The organism is Bradyrhizobium sp. 62 (assembly GCF_023073035.1).
GTDB lineage: Bacteria > Pseudomonadota > Alphaproteobacteria > Rhizobiales > Xanthobacteraceae > Bradyrhizobium.
The window spans coordinates 842795-856004 of record NZ_JADPIT010000015.1; the positions used below are offsets into that span (position 1 = coordinate 842795).

Below are 13210 nucleotides of genomic sequence, written 5' to 3' on the forward strand. Positions count from 1 at the left end.
GGCATTTTTAAGGGCAAAGAATACGGCAAAGCTCGGGCGCGATGTGCCGCGAGGAGGCGAAGATGTGTCTACGATTCAGAAGCGAGTTGGTGGAGAACAACGAATGCTGCTCGCTCCATCATTGCGAGCACAGCGAAGCGATCCAGAGTACCTCCGCGGAGAGACTCTGGATTGCTTCGTCGCAAGGGCTCCCTCGCAATGACGACCGAGACAGTGAGTGCCGGTCACGCCGCTCGATCACTCCGCCAGCGTCGTCTCTACGAACCCGCGCGGGTCGTCACAGAACTCCCGCATCACCCGGTAATGATCGGTCTGCTCCACCGTCGTCGGCTCCAGGCCGTATTTCCCGAGCCGAAGCAGTTGTGCGTTGGGATAGGCCATCAGCATCGGCGAATGGGTCGCCATGATGACCTGGCAGATGCGGGAATCCTCCATGCGTCGCAGCAGCTTCAGAAATTCGATCTGGCGCGCCGGCGACAACGCCGATTCAGGGTCGTCGAAGATGAAAATGCCCTGGCGCTGGCAGCGCTCCTCGAAGAAGCGCAGGAATCCTTCGCCGTGGGAATGCGACAGGAAATCGGGGCCGACCTGCCCGGCATCACGTGCGGCCTTGTCGAGATATCGCGCCACCGAGAAAAAGCTCTCGGCGCGAAAAAACCAGCCATTCGTGATTTTCGGCAGCCAGCTTGCGCGCAGCGCCCTGGAGAGTTGGCCACCCATCTTCTCCCGCGCTTCGGAGTGATCGACCGGCATGTAACCCTTGCCGCCACCGGCGTCGTCGTAGCCGGTGAGCGCTGCGATCCCTTCGAGGATCGTCGACCTCCCGGTGCCATTCTCTCCGACGATGATCGTGATGGCGGCGTCGAAGTTGAGATCGAAATCATCCGGAAAGATGGGCAGGCAAAACGGATAAGCCTCGCGATCGCGAACTTGCGACGGGTCGAGCCAGACCCGCTTCAGGTAAGGCGCCGGCAGGTTGATCGTTCGGCTGCTTCTTCGGCTCATGTCCGTTCGGCTCATGTCCGGTTTCCGATCCATTCCGTCCCGTCGGGACGCTAGAACATATCCGGAACGCAACCCTCGCGAAAGCTGCATTTGAGAAACATACAGCGACAAACCCGACACGCGTGGCGAGGGCAAACTGGAATCTGGAATTGCGGTCCGAAATCGCCTTAGAGAACGCAGCTCTGAGGCAGTCGGCAGGCATGAGACCCGCCCCCACCTCGCGACCCCGCAATGATTGAGGGACGTCCGGGACCGTAAGAGCCGCGAGGAGTGCGCGATGGTATCAACGTATTTCAGTTACAGCTACATCACGCGCAATCTCAAGCAGTCCTTGACGCGGGTCGAACAGCAACAGGACGTGGCGCGAGAGGCCGCCTACTACAAAGCCCACATCGGCAAGGTGAAGTCCGTCGACGACTTCATGAAAGACTATCGCCTTTATCACTATGCAACGAAGGCGTATGGCCTGGAAGACATGGCCTACGCCAAGGCCTTCATGAAAAAGGTGCTGGAGAGCGACCTCTCCGACGCAAACAGCTTCGTCAACAAGCTGGTCGACAAGCGTTACCGCGAGTTCGCCGCGGCATTTTCCTTCAATGGCAGCGCCACGCCGGTTGCGCAATCGGAGAACCAGACCGATGAGATGATCGGTCTGTACACGGCGACCAGGAAGAGCCAGGTCGATGCACTTGCCAGCGACTCGAATTACTACAGCGCCGAAATCGGCAACATCAGCAGTGCAGACCAGCTCCTGAACAACGACCGACTTCGCAATTATGTCTATTCGGCGTACGGCATCGATCAAAGCAAGTGGTCGCGTGACACGATAAGTCAGGTCTTGCGCAGCGATCCGTCCGATCCAAACAGCTACGTCAACACCACTTTCGCTTCTCAGCTGAGTGGCCTCAACGCCGATCTTGCTCAGGCCCGATCGGATGTCACCGCGGCCACTTCAAGGATCGCAGACTACACCGCCCAATTATCGCAACCGGGCGCGAACGTGACCCAGTTGAACGTCCAGATCCTGGTCGAAAAATATCACCTGGAGTCATATGCGAGCAGCATTTCCAGCCTCAGCGACCAGATAGGGACGATTGGCGGGTTCGTCGACCTGGCCGGCGCGTTCGAGTTTTCGCCCGACGGCTCGCTTCCGTCAGGTGTGTCGGCGCAGACTGCTGCAAATGTCACGATCACGAAACAGAAGTTCGACGACAGCAAGTCCGCCGTCTATTCGGCGGCAAGCCCGTTGAACGAAGCTTTCGCAATCAGGCAATTCAGAACTGCCATCCTCAAGATCAATTCAGCCCAGACGTTCGTATCGACACCAGGCGTGTATGATTTTGCGCTGGGAGCCGTCGGGCTCGATCCCGCAAACGTCCCACCGGCGACTGTCAAGGCCGTGCTCGAAAGCGACCTCAACGACCCCGAGAGCTACGTCTATACCCTCAAGGACAATCGGTATCTGGAGCTGGCCCGCGCCTTCAACTTCGACGCAAAAGGCAATCTGACGACTCCCCTGGTGGCTCAGGACTCGGCTGAAGTCCTCCAGATCGCCAAGGACTACGTCATTGGAGCGGCGAAGAGCGCAAGCACGGCAACTCCCCAGCAGCAGGCCGCGGTTCGGGCACAGGCCACGAAGGATGCGTCGGCCTATCAGCAAGCCATCGCCGGCATCGACAGTGTGTCCGATCTTCTCGCAAACAGGCCGATGGTCGATTTCATTCTCCTGGCCAAGGGTCTGGATCCCAAGAAGGTCAGCACCGAATTTCTCGGGAAGGTCTTCAGCTCCGATCTGAACGATCCAAAGAGCTTCGCGAACACCGAGAGCGATCCTCGCTTTGCCGAAATCGTCGCGTCGTTCAATTTCGACAGCAAGGGCAACGTCGCGCGTCTTCCGATGATGGGTCCACAGAAGCGGGATCAATTTCGGGAAACACAAGCGAACTATGTCGAGCAAAGCCTGGAGCAGCAGCAAGGCGATGCGAATCCCGGCGTGCGCCTGGCGCTCTATTTCCAACGAAAGGCGGGGGACATCACGTCCGCGTACGACATCCTTGCGGACAAGGCTCTTTCAGAGGTGTTCAGGACCACCTTCGATTTGCCTGACTCGATGGCGGCGATGCCGATCGATCAGCAGGCCAAGTTCGTGGACAGGTTCATGAAGATCAAGGATCTGTCCGATCCCGCGAAGGTTACGAAGCTGCTGAACCGTTTCTCCGCCATGTATGACATCAGAAACAGCCAGAGCACCGGCCAGGGTCAATCCCCTCTGCTCAACCTCTTTCAGGGATCCGGTTCGGGGATCAGTGACTCCACGTACTTGGCCATTGCCAAGCTACGCACCCACTGATGATCGCTCGCCGGGACTAGCCCAACACCTCGAGCACCAGCTCCATGGTCATCAGCACGGGATTGTCGCCACGGATCAGACGGCCCTCCGCCAAACCGCCGGTGTAGTCGATCAGGGCAACGTCGAGTGCGGCTTCGAGCGCGCCGGAGGAGCCCACCGCAATCGTGCCGGCTGTTACCGCAAGCTCGGTCGCGAAGGGTTCGGTCACGCCACCATGGGTAAAGAGCGCCCCAATGGTCGAGCCGACCCCGCCGTGGATTTTCGCGCGCGCGATGCCTTGCGCGCGGCAGAAGTCTTCGAGACAGAGGGCGAAATCCTGATTGGGGCGCAGCCGCAGCGCGAAAGCGCGGCTGGTCGTGCGTGCGCCGGTGCGCGCAGCCGCCACCGGCCCGAACAGCTTGAAGTTGGTCTCGGGATCTGGCTCTGCGGTGAACACCGCACCATCGATACCGAAGGCCTCGACCTCGAACGGCTCGGCGACAACAGTCTCGTCCGGCAGCATGTGGCCGCCACTGGCGCAGCCATCGGCCTCCGTCCACAGCCCATGGCAATGAAAGAACGGCGCGCCATCGCGCGTGCCCAGCGTCATGCTGCCGAGCCTGGTGCGCGTCACGCCGCTTGGCCGGAATGTGTCGCTGTAGAACGCGGCGTTCTCGCTGGTCTTCGACAGCGCCGGCATGACGTAGCCGAACGGCCCGAGCGTGCCGTGCCCGAAGTTGAGCACACCACCGGCAAATCCCTCCGCGGCAAAACCGCGGCGCGCCGCCTCCAGCAGCGGCAGACCCGCTTGAAGCGTGAAGGAGAAAGCGCGTCCCCTGGCCTCCACCCATTGGATGCGTTCGGCGACCGGCGCGCCGGGCTGCTTGATGCTGCGCATGACCTTCGCTCAGCCCGCCCGTACCTTGTCGAGATCGAGCAGGCCGCGCGCCTCGAGCTCGTCGCGAACCATCCGTTTCGGAATCTTACCGTAGCCGGATTTCGGCAATGCCTCCCAGAAGAAGAACCGCTTCGGCATCTTGTAGCGCGGCACCTTGGGGCCGAGGAAGGCCGCCATCTCCGCTTCACTCACCGGCTTGGCGCCCTCGCGCGCGACGCAGACGGCAACGCCGACCTCGCCCCAGGTCGCATCGGGCACGCCGAGCACCGCAACCTCGCCGACGCAAGGATGGGTCAGGATTTTCTCCTCGATCTCGCGCGGATAGATGTTGGAGCCGCCGGAGATGTACATGTCGGAGGCTCGTCCCGTGATGTAGACGAACCCCTCCTCGTCCATGTGGCCGAGATCGCCGGTGCGGAACCAGCCGTTGCGGAACGCCTTCGCGTTGGCCTCGGGATTGTCGTAGTAGCCGGCCAGCACCGCGGGGCCGATCACGCATATCTCGCCGCTCTGGTTGGCGCCGAGTTCACGGCCCTCGTCGTCCTGGATCGAGACCTGCATGCCGGTACGCTCGAAGCCACAGGTACCGATCTTCGCGTGCGGCCCGTCCTCGGGATCATGCAGCGCCGCCGGCAGCACCGTGATGTTGCCGGTCACCTCGCCGAGACCGAAATACTGCACGATGACTTTGCCGAGCTTCCTCAGCGCAGCCTTCTGGTCCTCGCGATACATCGGCGCACCCGCATAGATCACCTGGCGCAGCGAGGAGTGGTCGTATTTGTCGGCGGCGGGATGCTCGACCATCATCTTCAGAATGGTCGGCACCACAAAGAGATTGCTGACCCGATGCGCCTCGATCAGGCGGAACGCCTGGTCGATGTCGAATTTCTCCGTCGGCAGCAGCACGGTGCACACGCCGCGCGCGGTCTGAACCAGCTGATGCACGCCGGCGCCATGCGACAGCGGCGCCACCACCAGCGAGGCATCCGCTTCGGTGACGCCGGGCGTGAGATCGGCGAGATGGTTGGTGACGACAAAACCCATCTGGCCGTGGGTGAGCACCGCAGCCTTGGAGCGGCCGGTGGTTCCCGATGTGAAGAAGAACCAGCAGGGATCGTCGTGCTCGACCGCGACGTTCTCGACCATCGTGCCGGCGCGCGACGCAACGGCATCCGCAACCGATGTTTCGGCAAATGGCGCCCGACCGTCGATGCTCCAGGTGAATTCGAGCGCGCCACCGCTCACGGCCGCGGCGTGCTCGGGAAAATCGACGTGGCACAGAAACGCCTTCGCGCCGGAGGCCTGCGCAAGATAAGTCACTTCGTCCGGCATCAGTCGGAAATTGGTGGGTACCCAGACGGCACCGAGCCGGAACGCCGCGAACATCGAGAAAAACATCTCGTCGCCGTTCTTGGAATGGACGAGGATACGGTCGCCCTTCGCGATGCCGCGCGCCGCGAGAGCTGCCGCCAGCGCCGAGACCTGCGCATCGATCTCGCGCCATGTCCAGGATTTGTCACCCCAAACGAAACCGGGACGCGCCCCATGCCGCCGCGCATTCTGGGTCAGCATGTGAGCGAGATTCATGACGCGGCGGGACATGCGCAGGGGCTGCATCGGGCTTCCTCTTCGGCGGCGGACGGCACGCGAGCCGCCCGCTCATTGCAGCCCATTTATCGCCATCGCCCACGACCTCGCAAGGCCGTCGGCCGCACGCCTGCCCTACGGCTGCTTGAACGCGAACGGCGTAGCCGTGATGGCCTTCTCCTTGACGCAGGCCTGCGCACCAAAGCCGCCGCAATAGCTGCCATGCAGATCGAAGCGGATGGTGCGCCCCGCACCCCGCTTCGTTGGCTTGGGCTTGATCTCGTAGCTACGGACATGGCCATCGAAGACGGGTTGCACACTGCCGTCCGGCAACGTGACCAGGATGTTCATGACGCAGCCGCCGGTTCCGCAATAGGTCGTCTCGCGATCGCCGCATTTGGTGTCGCGGAAATCGACGATGTAGTCATCGCGGCCGTCACCGGTCAGGTCGATCCTGCGCACCGTATCGACCGCAAAAGTCACCGCGCCGCCGCCCTGGCTCTCGCATTCCTCGTAGGCGTAGCGCACAGCCTTCTGCACGCCGGGCGGATAGTCGGCGGGATTGAACGGCTTTGCGTTGTCGGCGCGCGCAGCGGTTGCGAACAGTACGAGCAGGAGGATCAGATATCGCATTGGCATTGGTCCTCAGCGCAGCCGCGATCGTTCAGGAAATTTTAAACATGATCGGCGCAACCTTGGTCAGTTCACGCGTAAAGAGTGCCGCATCATGGTCAAAGCGCCCGCCCTCCTCCTGTTATCGCTGGCGCTTGCCGGATGTGCCGTGGGCCCACAAGCGCACCTCGCCTCCGATCCCGCTTTCAAGCCTGCGCGTTACGCCTGGGACGGCGCCGGCGAAAATCCCAATCATTCGCGCGCTGCCTCAGAGCCAACACGGGTCGCCCGATCCGAGCGCAACAGGTCGCAAGCCGGGCTTCAGCCCTATTCGAAGGAATGGTGGCAGGCGCAGGACGGCATCGAGGCGGAACAGGACGCCAGGGTCAACCGTTCCCTAGTCATCTGCCAGGGATGCCTGCGCCCGCAGGCGCAGCCGGAGGATTCCAGGCTCGCCAAGGCGACCGATTGAAGCATCCGGACTCTCAGAGCCTGATGGAGGTGCAGCCCCGTCGTCGCGAGAAGCGGCCGAGAGCTACAACGCCCCGAGCTTCCGTAACGACTCCTGCGCCGTCGCCAAGCCCGGCTTCAATTCCAGCGCCTTCCTGAAATCCGCGATCGCGCCCTGTTTGTCGCCGAGCCGCAGCTTGGCCTGTCCGCGGTTGTTCCACGAGAACACGTCGGAGGGATCGTATTGCAGCGCCTTGTCGTAATCAAAAACGCCGCCCTTGCTGTCGCCCTGATAGAGCCGGATCATGCCACGATTGCGCCAGCCCCGCGCGTCGGTCGGCGCAACACGGATCGCCTCGCCATAATCGGCGGCGGCGCGATCGAGCTGCTCGCTGTCGCGATAGACGTTGCCGCGGTCGATATAAGCGAGCAGATCGGGCGCAAGCTTGATCCGCACGGTGTAGTCGGCGATGGCGTGCGCCATGTCGCGCCTGCGGTAATACACCAGTGCGCGATTGGCATAGGCCATGGCGTATTTGGGATCGCGCTTGATCGCGGCGTCAAAGTCGGCGAACGCACCGTCGAGATCGCCCTTGTTGAAACGCGACTCGCCGCGATTGCCGTAGGCCAGCGCCAGCGAGGGATCAAGCTTGATCGCCTGGTCGTAATCGGCGATGGCGCGATCGTAGTCGCGCTTTAAACTGTAGACACGGCCCCGATTATTGTAGGCGCAGGCATAGCCGGGGTCGAGCCTGATCGCCTCGTCGAGATCGGACAGCGCCGCGTCGAGCTCGCGCTTCTCGGTGAGGCCATGACCGCGATTGCAATAAGCGCCGGCGAGCCGGGGTCCGCTCTCGCTCTTCGTTTCGATCACGGTCGAGCAAGCCTTGATCCGCTCGTCCGGCGTGCTGGCCAATCCGACGCAGGCCTCCCAGGCCGGACCGCCGGCCGCCAACGCCGGATCCGGAGCCGGCGAGATGAGCGCGGCGAGCAGCGCGATGAGGCTGAGCGGGACACGCATTTTCCGGATATCTCCCCTGCGGCAACCACTCTTGGTCGCACCTTGGCAAGGGCCGGTTCAGACGCCTAGATCAAAGGCAAGCAGCAGGTCGGAAGGATTTTCCATGGCGCCATCGGTACGGGACAACAAGGACAGAAGCCGCTTCGAGCTCGATGTCGGCAGCGAGATCGCCTTCGCCAATTACCGGCTGACGCCGTCGGCGGTGATCATCACCCACACCGAGACGCCGCGCGCGCTGCGCGGCCGGGGCATCGGCTCCGAGCTGGTCAAGGGCGCGCTGGAATTGATCCGCCGCGACGGCAGGAAGGTGATCGCCGGTTGCGGCTTCGTCGTCGACTATCTCGACAGGCATCCGGAAGATGCGGATCTCGTCGCCTGAATGCAAAAGGGCCCGCGCGATCGCGGACCCTTGGATTGCGACCGGGCGATCGGTCAGTGCTTGATCTCCGGCGGCAGCTTGCCGCCATTCGCGGCGAGCTTGGACATCACCTGCTTGTGCAGCCAGACGTTCATGGTCGCGGAATCGTTGGTGTCGCCGCTGTAGCCGAGCTCCTTGGCCAGGTCCTTGCGCGCGGCGAGGCTGGAATCGATGTCGAGCGCCTTCATCAGGTCGACGATCGAGGTGCGCCATTCCAGCTTCTCGCCCTTGTGCGCGGCGGCCGCCGCGTCGACGATCGAGGCGACGTCCACCGTCGCCGCGGACGCCGATCCGCTCGGCGCGGCCCCTGCGGGCGCACTGCCCGACGGTGCGCTGCCTGCGGGCGCGGCGGAAGCTGGCTGGCTACCGAAGATCGCGCCCATAATTTTCCCGAAAATGCTCATGTCTGCTCCCCGAAAAGGACCCGCTGGAGGGCCTTGAGTGGCACTTATAGACCAAGTTGCGTCGTTGCACCCGCAAAGTTCCGCGGACCAACAAGCAGCATCAGCTTATCTACGGCGAAATGACGACCGAATGACATCATCGAGGTTGCGCTGCGGCATCGAATCTCACCCAAGCGTGAGGGACAGGACTCGCAAATGGGCGTACGCTTGACATTCGGTTCGCGTGCCATCCGGAATTCGAGCGTCTGGTTGGGAATCGCGAAACTCAGAATAGCGGCCGCTTGCGCCGTTTGCTGGCGCCAGATGCGGCTGCATGGCAAGGGAGCTAGCGACCATGGCCACACTCTACCAGGGCAATGTCCCCACCGTGGCCCAGACCGCAGAAGCGGCTGGACCGGTGATCCGAACCATCCAACTCTCCGATCTGCACGATGCGCTCAAGCGCGGCTGGGACGATTTCAAGGCGGTGCCGAGCCACGCCATCATCCTCTGCGTGATCTATCCTGTGCTGGGCCTCGTGCTCGCCCGCGTGGTGATGGGCTATTCAGTGTTGCCGTTGTTGTTTCCGTTGGCCGCGGGCTTCGCGCTAATCGGCCCGTTCGCGGCGCTCGGTCTCTACGAGCTCTCCAGCCGGCGCGAGCGCTATGAGGAGGCCAGCGCATGGGATGCCATGGAGGTGCTGCGTTCGCCCTCCTTCGGCGCCATGCTCGGTCTGGGCGCGCTGCTGCTGGCCCTGTTCGTAACCTGGGTTGCGACCGCGCAGGCGATCTACGTCGCCGCTTTCGGCTATGAGGGCGCGTCCGGGATCTCGGATTTTTTGACGCGCGTTCTCACGAGCCGGCAAGGCTGGTGGCTGATCGTGGTCGGCTGCGGCACCGGCTTCCTGTTCGCCCTTGCCGCGCTCTGCATCAGCGCCGTGTCGTTCCCGCTGATGCTCGACCGCCATGCCGGCGCGTTCGAGGCCATGGTGACGTCGCTGCGCGTCGTCGCGAAGAACCCGGTGCCGATGGCGGCCTGGGGCCTGATCGTGGCCGTCCTGCTGGCGCTGGGCACGATTCCCGCCTTCCTCGGCCTTGCCGTGGTCGTCCCCGTGCTCGGCCATGCCACCTGGCATCTCTACCGCAAGGTAATCGCCGCCGATCCGGGCGCGCGTCCGGTGCCGCCTCCGCCGCATCGTCCACGCAAGCCGGCCGCCGACTTCCCCGCCAACCTCTTCCCCTGGCGCAATCGGACCGACGCCTGACGATATCGTGACGTGCGATCCTGCCCCGGAGCGGGCAGGATCGCACACTGTCATACGCCTTGCTTTGGCCGCGGTTTCCATCGAGATTGCGCCCGCCGGTCAGATCACTTCACGGAATTTATTTGCTCGAATGACCCCGACGATTTCTCGTCTCGCCCTCGCAGCCTTAGCCATCACCGCATCCATCCTATCCGCTCAGCCAGCGCTCGCCGCGGTTGCCTGCGGTTCGGGCAATTTCGACGCGTGGCTTGCAGACTTCAAAACCGACGCCGCGACCAAAGGCGTCTCGCAACAGGCCATTTCCGCCGGGCTCGCCGGTGTGACGCTCGATCAGAGCGTGCTCAACCGCGACCGCTCGCAGAAGGTCTTCAGCCAGACCTTCGAGGAGTTTTCCGGCCGCATGGTGCCGCCGCGCCTGACGCGCGGCTCCAACATGATGAAGCAATATGGCTCGGTGCTGTCGCGCATCGAGCAGACCTACGGCGTGCCCGGCGAGGTGCTGGTCGCGATCTGGGGTCTCGAGACCGATTTCGGCGTCAATACCGGCAAGTTCGCGACCATCCGCTCGCTGGCGACGCTGGCCTATGACTGCCGCCGCGCCGAACAATTTCGCGCCGAGCTGTTGGATGCGCTCCGCATCGTCCAGCGCGGCGACCTTGCACCGGCCGACATGAAGGGTGCCTGGGCCGGCGAGCTTGGCCAGACCCAGTTCATGCCGTCGTCATGGATGAAATACGCCGTCGATTTCGACGGCAATGGCAAGCGCGATCTCCTGCACAACGCCCCCGACGTGCTCGCCTCCACCGCGAACTATCTTGCCGGTTATGGCTGGCAGAAGGGCAAGGATTGGCAGCCGGGCAGTCCGAACTTCGCGGTGCTGCAGCAGTGGAACAAAAGCGAGGTCTATTCGAAGACCATCGCTTATTTCGCCACGCAGCTCGCGCGCGCCCCTTAGCAGCTCCTCGTCAAAACGCGTAGGGCCGATCGCCTGACGACCGGCCCTCCCCGCGAGAATTGCGTGATGTTGCGCGCCACGCAGAGCCACATGCAAAATTTCTGATTTTCGTTACACGTTGTAATCAACGGCACACGTTCGGCTTGTGTGCACCGCGCCCGGGGCGGCGGTTGGGGCTGACCAAACGGAATGAACTCGTCCCTGCCTGGCCGCCGTTCGTCACGTCGATCCGCGGGCGTCGGGTGAATCGCCGGCCACAGTGGAAAGGTGTCCGCGCAAGCCGTCCAGATGAACTCAAGTTCACTTTTATACTTCACCGAGCATGCGATTCGCGCATGCGAGACTTGGGTATAGGAGCTATCAATCACCTTGCGACGACCGGAAAGCAGCCTATTTGACTTTGGAATGGAACCGGCTGGCTAAGATTAAATCCGTGAATTAACGGGCATTTTTAACAACATGCCCCCTGTTCCGCCTACGCTTTGGGCGGGAGTGCTTTCGGGTTAATCGTCCGTTACCAGTGCCATGCATTGAGCGCTTAGCTGCATCGCAACATCGGAACTTTCGCACTGCACCACTCTCACCTATATTCATTTCAACGATGAGGCTCGGGCAAGAGCTGAATCGAACTACAGGAGACTACCAATGCTGCTCTCGCTCATCCGTATGATCCAGGCTTTCCGGGACTATCAGCGCAATGTTGCCGAGCTGTCCCAGCTCAGCGATCGCGAATTGGCCGACATCGGCCTCGATCGCTCGGACATTCCGCGCGTTGCCGCCGGTCAGTATCAGGGCTGATATCGTTCAGCCCTAAACCGGACGAACCGATAGCGCCCGCCTCGTGCGGGCGTTGTCGCATCCGGAGGCAGAAAACTCGATCTCGGCGATTCCACTGACCGCCGAAAAGCGCTACCTGTCCGCCCCATGACAGGACCCCAATCAAATACCGTGCACGTGATCGGCGCAGGCCTTGCCGGCTCCGAAGCCGCCTGGCAGGTGGCCAAATCCGGCGTGCCCGTGGTGCTGCACGAGATGCGGCCGACCCGCACGACCGAGGCACACCGCACCGACGGGCTTGCCGAGCTCGTCTGCTCGAATTCGTTCCGCTCGGATGATGCCGCCAATAACGCCGTCGGCCTGCTGCATGCCGAGATGCGCCGCCTCGACTCGCTGATCATGCGCGCAGCCGACGCCAACCAGGTGCCCGCCGGCGGCGCGCTGGCGGTGGACCGCGACGGCTTCTCCGCGGCCGTCACCAAAGCGCTTAACGACCATCCCCTGATCGAGATCGCGCGCGGCGAGGTTGCAGGCCTGCCGCCCGCCGAATGGAGTAACGTCATCGTTGCGACCGGCCCCCTCACTTCGGCGCCGCTGGCCGACGCGATCCGCGAGCTGACCGACGAGAACGCTCTCGCCTTCTTCGACGCGATCGCACCGATCGTGCACCGCGAATCCATCGACATGTCGGCGGCCTGGTTCCAGTCGCGCTACGACAAGGTCGGCCCCGGCGGCACCGGCGCCGACTACATCAACTGCCCGATGACAAAGGAGCAGTATGACGGCTTCGTCGCAGCGCTGGTCGCCGGCGAGAAGACCGAATTCAAGGAATGGGAGACCAACACGCCGTATTTCGACGGCTGTCTGCCGATCGAGGTCATGGCGGAACGCGGCCCCGAGACTCTTCGCCACGGGCCGATGAAGCCGGTCGGCCTCACCAATCCGCACGATCCCACCACTAAGGCCTACGCGATCGTACAACTGCGCCAGGACAACAAGCTCGGCACGCTCTACAACATCGTCGGCTTCCAGACGAAGCTGAAATACGGCGAGCAGCAACGCATCTTCCGCACCATTCCGGGGCTGGAGAACGCCGAATTTGCTCGCCTCGGCGGCCTGCATCGCAACACCTTTCTCAACTCGCCAAAGCTACTCGACGGCCAATTGCGCCTGCGCGCGCAGCCGCGGCTGCGCTTTGCCGGCCAGATGACGGGCTGCGAGGGCTATGTGGAATCCGCCAGCGTCGGCCTGATTGCTGGCCTCTACGCGGCAGCGGACGTGCGCGGCGAGACGCTTGCGAGTCCGCCGGTCACGACGGCGCTCGGATCCCTGCTCGGCCACATCACCGGCGGCCATATCGAGACCGTCGAGCCCGGCACGCGCTCGTTCCAGCCAATGAACATCAATTTCGGCCTGTTCCCGCCGCTCGCCAGCGCACCGACGAAGAAGCCCGACGGAAGCCGACTGCGCGGCAACGAGAAGACGGTGGCCAAAAAGCAGGCGATGAGCGC

Annotated in this window: 13 protein-coding genes; 7 read left to right on the top strand and 6 right to left on the bottom strand. The window is 62.9% G+C overall.

What is annotated here, in order from left to right; translation table 11 throughout:
• Nucleotides 1-237: 237 nt before the first annotated feature.
• Nucleotides 238-1005, bottom strand: a complete 768-nt coding sequence (locus tag IVB47_RS14535) for an AAA family ATPase (protein ID WP_247463166.1) — start codon at nucleotides 1003-1005, stop codon at nucleotides 238-240.
• 277 nt (nucleotides 1006-1282) lie between these two features.
• Here IVB47_RS14535 and IVB47_RS14540 point away from each other — a divergent pair, with 277 nt between their 5' ends.
• Nucleotides 1283-3355, top strand: a complete 2073-nt coding sequence (locus tag IVB47_RS14540; protein WP_247462291.1) for a DUF1217 domain-containing protein — start codon at nucleotides 1283-1285, stop codon at nucleotides 3353-3355.
• A 16-nt stretch (nucleotides 3356-3371) separates the two neighbouring features.
• Here IVB47_RS14540 and IVB47_RS14545 read toward each other — a convergent pair whose 3' ends face one another.
• The 3 genes from IVB47_RS14545 to IVB47_RS14555 form a co-directional block, all read right to left on the bottom strand.
• Nucleotides 3372-4232: a DUF296 domain-containing protein gene (locus IVB47_RS14545; RefSeq protein WP_247462293.1), complete on the bottom strand. Its 861-nt coding sequence runs from the start codon at nucleotides 4230-4232 to the stop codon at nucleotides 3372-3374.
• A gap of 9 nt (nucleotides 4233-4241) precedes the next feature.
• On the bottom strand, nucleotides 4242-5849 hold the full coding sequence (locus IVB47_RS14550) for an acyl-CoA synthetase (protein WP_247462295.1): 1608 nt from the start codon (nucleotides 5847-5849) through the stop codon (nucleotides 4242-4244).
• 105 nt (nucleotides 5850-5954) lie between these two features.
• Nucleotides 5955-6452, bottom strand: coding sequence for a hypothetical protein (locus IVB47_RS14555; RefSeq protein ID WP_247462297.1), 498 nt, complete (start codon nucleotides 6450-6452; stop codon nucleotides 5955-5957).
• A 94-nt stretch (nucleotides 6453-6546) separates the two neighbouring features.
• On the opposite strand from IVB47_RS14555, the gene IVB47_RS14560 reads away from it, so the two are divergent.
• Nucleotides 6547-6903 (top strand): hypothetical protein, encoded by a 357-nt coding sequence (locus IVB47_RS14560; protein WP_247462299.1) that lies wholly within the window; start codon nucleotides 6547-6549, stop codon nucleotides 6901-6903.
• A 63-nt stretch (nucleotides 6904-6966) separates the two neighbouring features.
• Here IVB47_RS14560 and IVB47_RS14565 read toward each other — a convergent pair whose 3' ends face one another.
• Complete coding sequence (locus tag IVB47_RS14565) at nucleotides 6967-7902, bottom strand: tetratricopeptide repeat protein (RefSeq protein WP_247462301.1); 936 nt, start codon at nucleotides 7900-7902, stop codon at nucleotides 6967-6969.
• Nucleotides 7903-8005: 103 nt separating this feature from the next.
• On the opposite strand from IVB47_RS14565, the gene IVB47_RS14570 reads away from it, so the two are divergent.
• Nucleotides 8006-8281 (top strand): GNAT family N-acetyltransferase, encoded by a 276-nt coding sequence (locus IVB47_RS14570; RefSeq protein ID WP_018458006.1) that lies wholly within the window; start codon nucleotides 8006-8008, stop codon nucleotides 8279-8281.
• A 53-nt stretch (nucleotides 8282-8334) separates the two neighbouring features.
• On the opposite strand, the gene IVB47_RS14575 is transcribed toward IVB47_RS14570, so the two are convergent.
• Complete coding sequence (locus IVB47_RS14575; RefSeq protein WP_247462303.1) at nucleotides 8335-8724, bottom strand: DUF3597 domain-containing protein; 390 nt, start codon at nucleotides 8722-8724, stop codon at nucleotides 8335-8337.
• A gap of 334 nt (nucleotides 8725-9058) precedes the next feature.
• On the opposite strand from IVB47_RS14575, the gene IVB47_RS14580 reads away from it, so the two are divergent.
• The 4 genes from IVB47_RS14580 to trmFO form a co-directional block, all read left to right on the top strand.
• Nucleotides 9059-9967: a DUF2189 domain-containing protein gene (locus tag IVB47_RS14580; RefSeq protein ID WP_247397693.1), complete on the top strand. Its 909-nt coding sequence runs from the start codon at nucleotides 9059-9061 to the stop codon at nucleotides 9965-9967.
• A 130-nt stretch (nucleotides 9968-10097) separates the two neighbouring features.
• Entirely contained in the window at nucleotides 10098-10922 is an 825-nt protein-coding gene (locus IVB47_RS14585; RefSeq protein ID WP_247397691.1) for a lytic murein transglycosylase, read from the top strand.
• 645 nt (nucleotides 10923-11567) lie between these two features.
• The gene (locus IVB47_RS14590) at nucleotides 11568-11720 is read left to right on the top strand and encodes a DUF1127 domain-containing protein (protein WP_007590701.1); all 153 of its coding nucleotides are present in this window, start codon (nucleotides 11568-11570) and stop codon (nucleotides 11718-11720) included.
• Nucleotides 11721-11846: 126 nt separating this feature from the next.
• Nucleotides 11847-13210: methylenetetrahydrofolate--tRNA-(uracil(54)-C(5))-methyltransferase (FADH(2)-oxidizing) TrmFO (trmFO, locus tag IVB47_RS14595; RefSeq protein WP_247462305.1), on the top strand; the 1364-nt coding region annotated here is incomplete at its 3' end.

What these genes read in the sequence shown, in the direction of transcription:
- IVB47_RS14550 (WP_247462295.1), bottom strand. Translation starts at nt 5,849, where the DNA reads ATGCAGCCCCTGCGCATGTCCCGCCGCGTCATGAATCTCGCTCACATG.
- IVB47_RS14565 (WP_247462301.1), bottom strand. Translation starts at nt 7,902, where the DNA reads ATGCGTGTCCCGCTCAGCCTCATCGCGCTGCTCGCCGCGCTCATCTCG.
- IVB47_RS14535 (WP_247463166.1), bottom strand. Translation starts at nt 1,005, where the DNA reads ATGAGCCGAAGAAGCAGCCGAACGATCAACCTGCCGGCGCCTTACCTG.
- IVB47_RS14585 (WP_247397691.1), top strand. Translation starts at nt 10,098, where the DNA reads ATGACCCCGACGATTTCTCGTCTCGCCCTCGCAGCCTTAGCCATCACC.
- IVB47_RS14560 (WP_247462299.1), top strand. Translation starts at nt 6,547, where the DNA reads ATGGTCAAAGCGCCCGCCCTCCTCCTGTTATCGCTGGCGCTTGCCGGA.
- IVB47_RS14575 (WP_247462303.1), bottom strand. Translation starts at nt 8,724, where the DNA reads ATGAGCATTTTCGGGAAAATTATGGGCGCGATCTTCGGTAGCCAGCCA.
- IVB47_RS14555 (WP_247462297.1), bottom strand. Translation starts at nt 6,452, where the DNA reads ATGCGATATCTGATCCTCCTGCTCGTACTGTTCGCAACCGCTGCGCGC.
- IVB47_RS14570 (WP_018458006.1), top strand. Translation starts at nt 8,006, where the DNA reads ATGGCGCCATCGGTACGGGACAACAAGGACAGAAGCCGCTTCGAGCTC.
- IVB47_RS14580 (WP_247397693.1), top strand. Translation starts at nt 9,059, where the DNA reads ATGGCCACACTCTACCAGGGCAATGTCCCCACCGTGGCCCAGACCGCA.
- IVB47_RS14590 (WP_007590701.1), top strand. Translation starts at nt 11,568, where the DNA reads ATGCTGCTCTCGCTCATCCGTATGATCCAGGCTTTCCGGGACTATCAG.
- IVB47_RS14540 (WP_247462291.1), top strand. Translation starts at nt 1,283, where the DNA reads ATGGTATCAACGTATTTCAGTTACAGCTACATCACGCGCAATCTCAAG.
- IVB47_RS14545 (WP_247462293.1), bottom strand. Translation starts at nt 4,232, where the DNA reads ATGCGCAGCATCAAGCAGCCCGGCGCGCCGGTCGCCGAACGCATCCAA.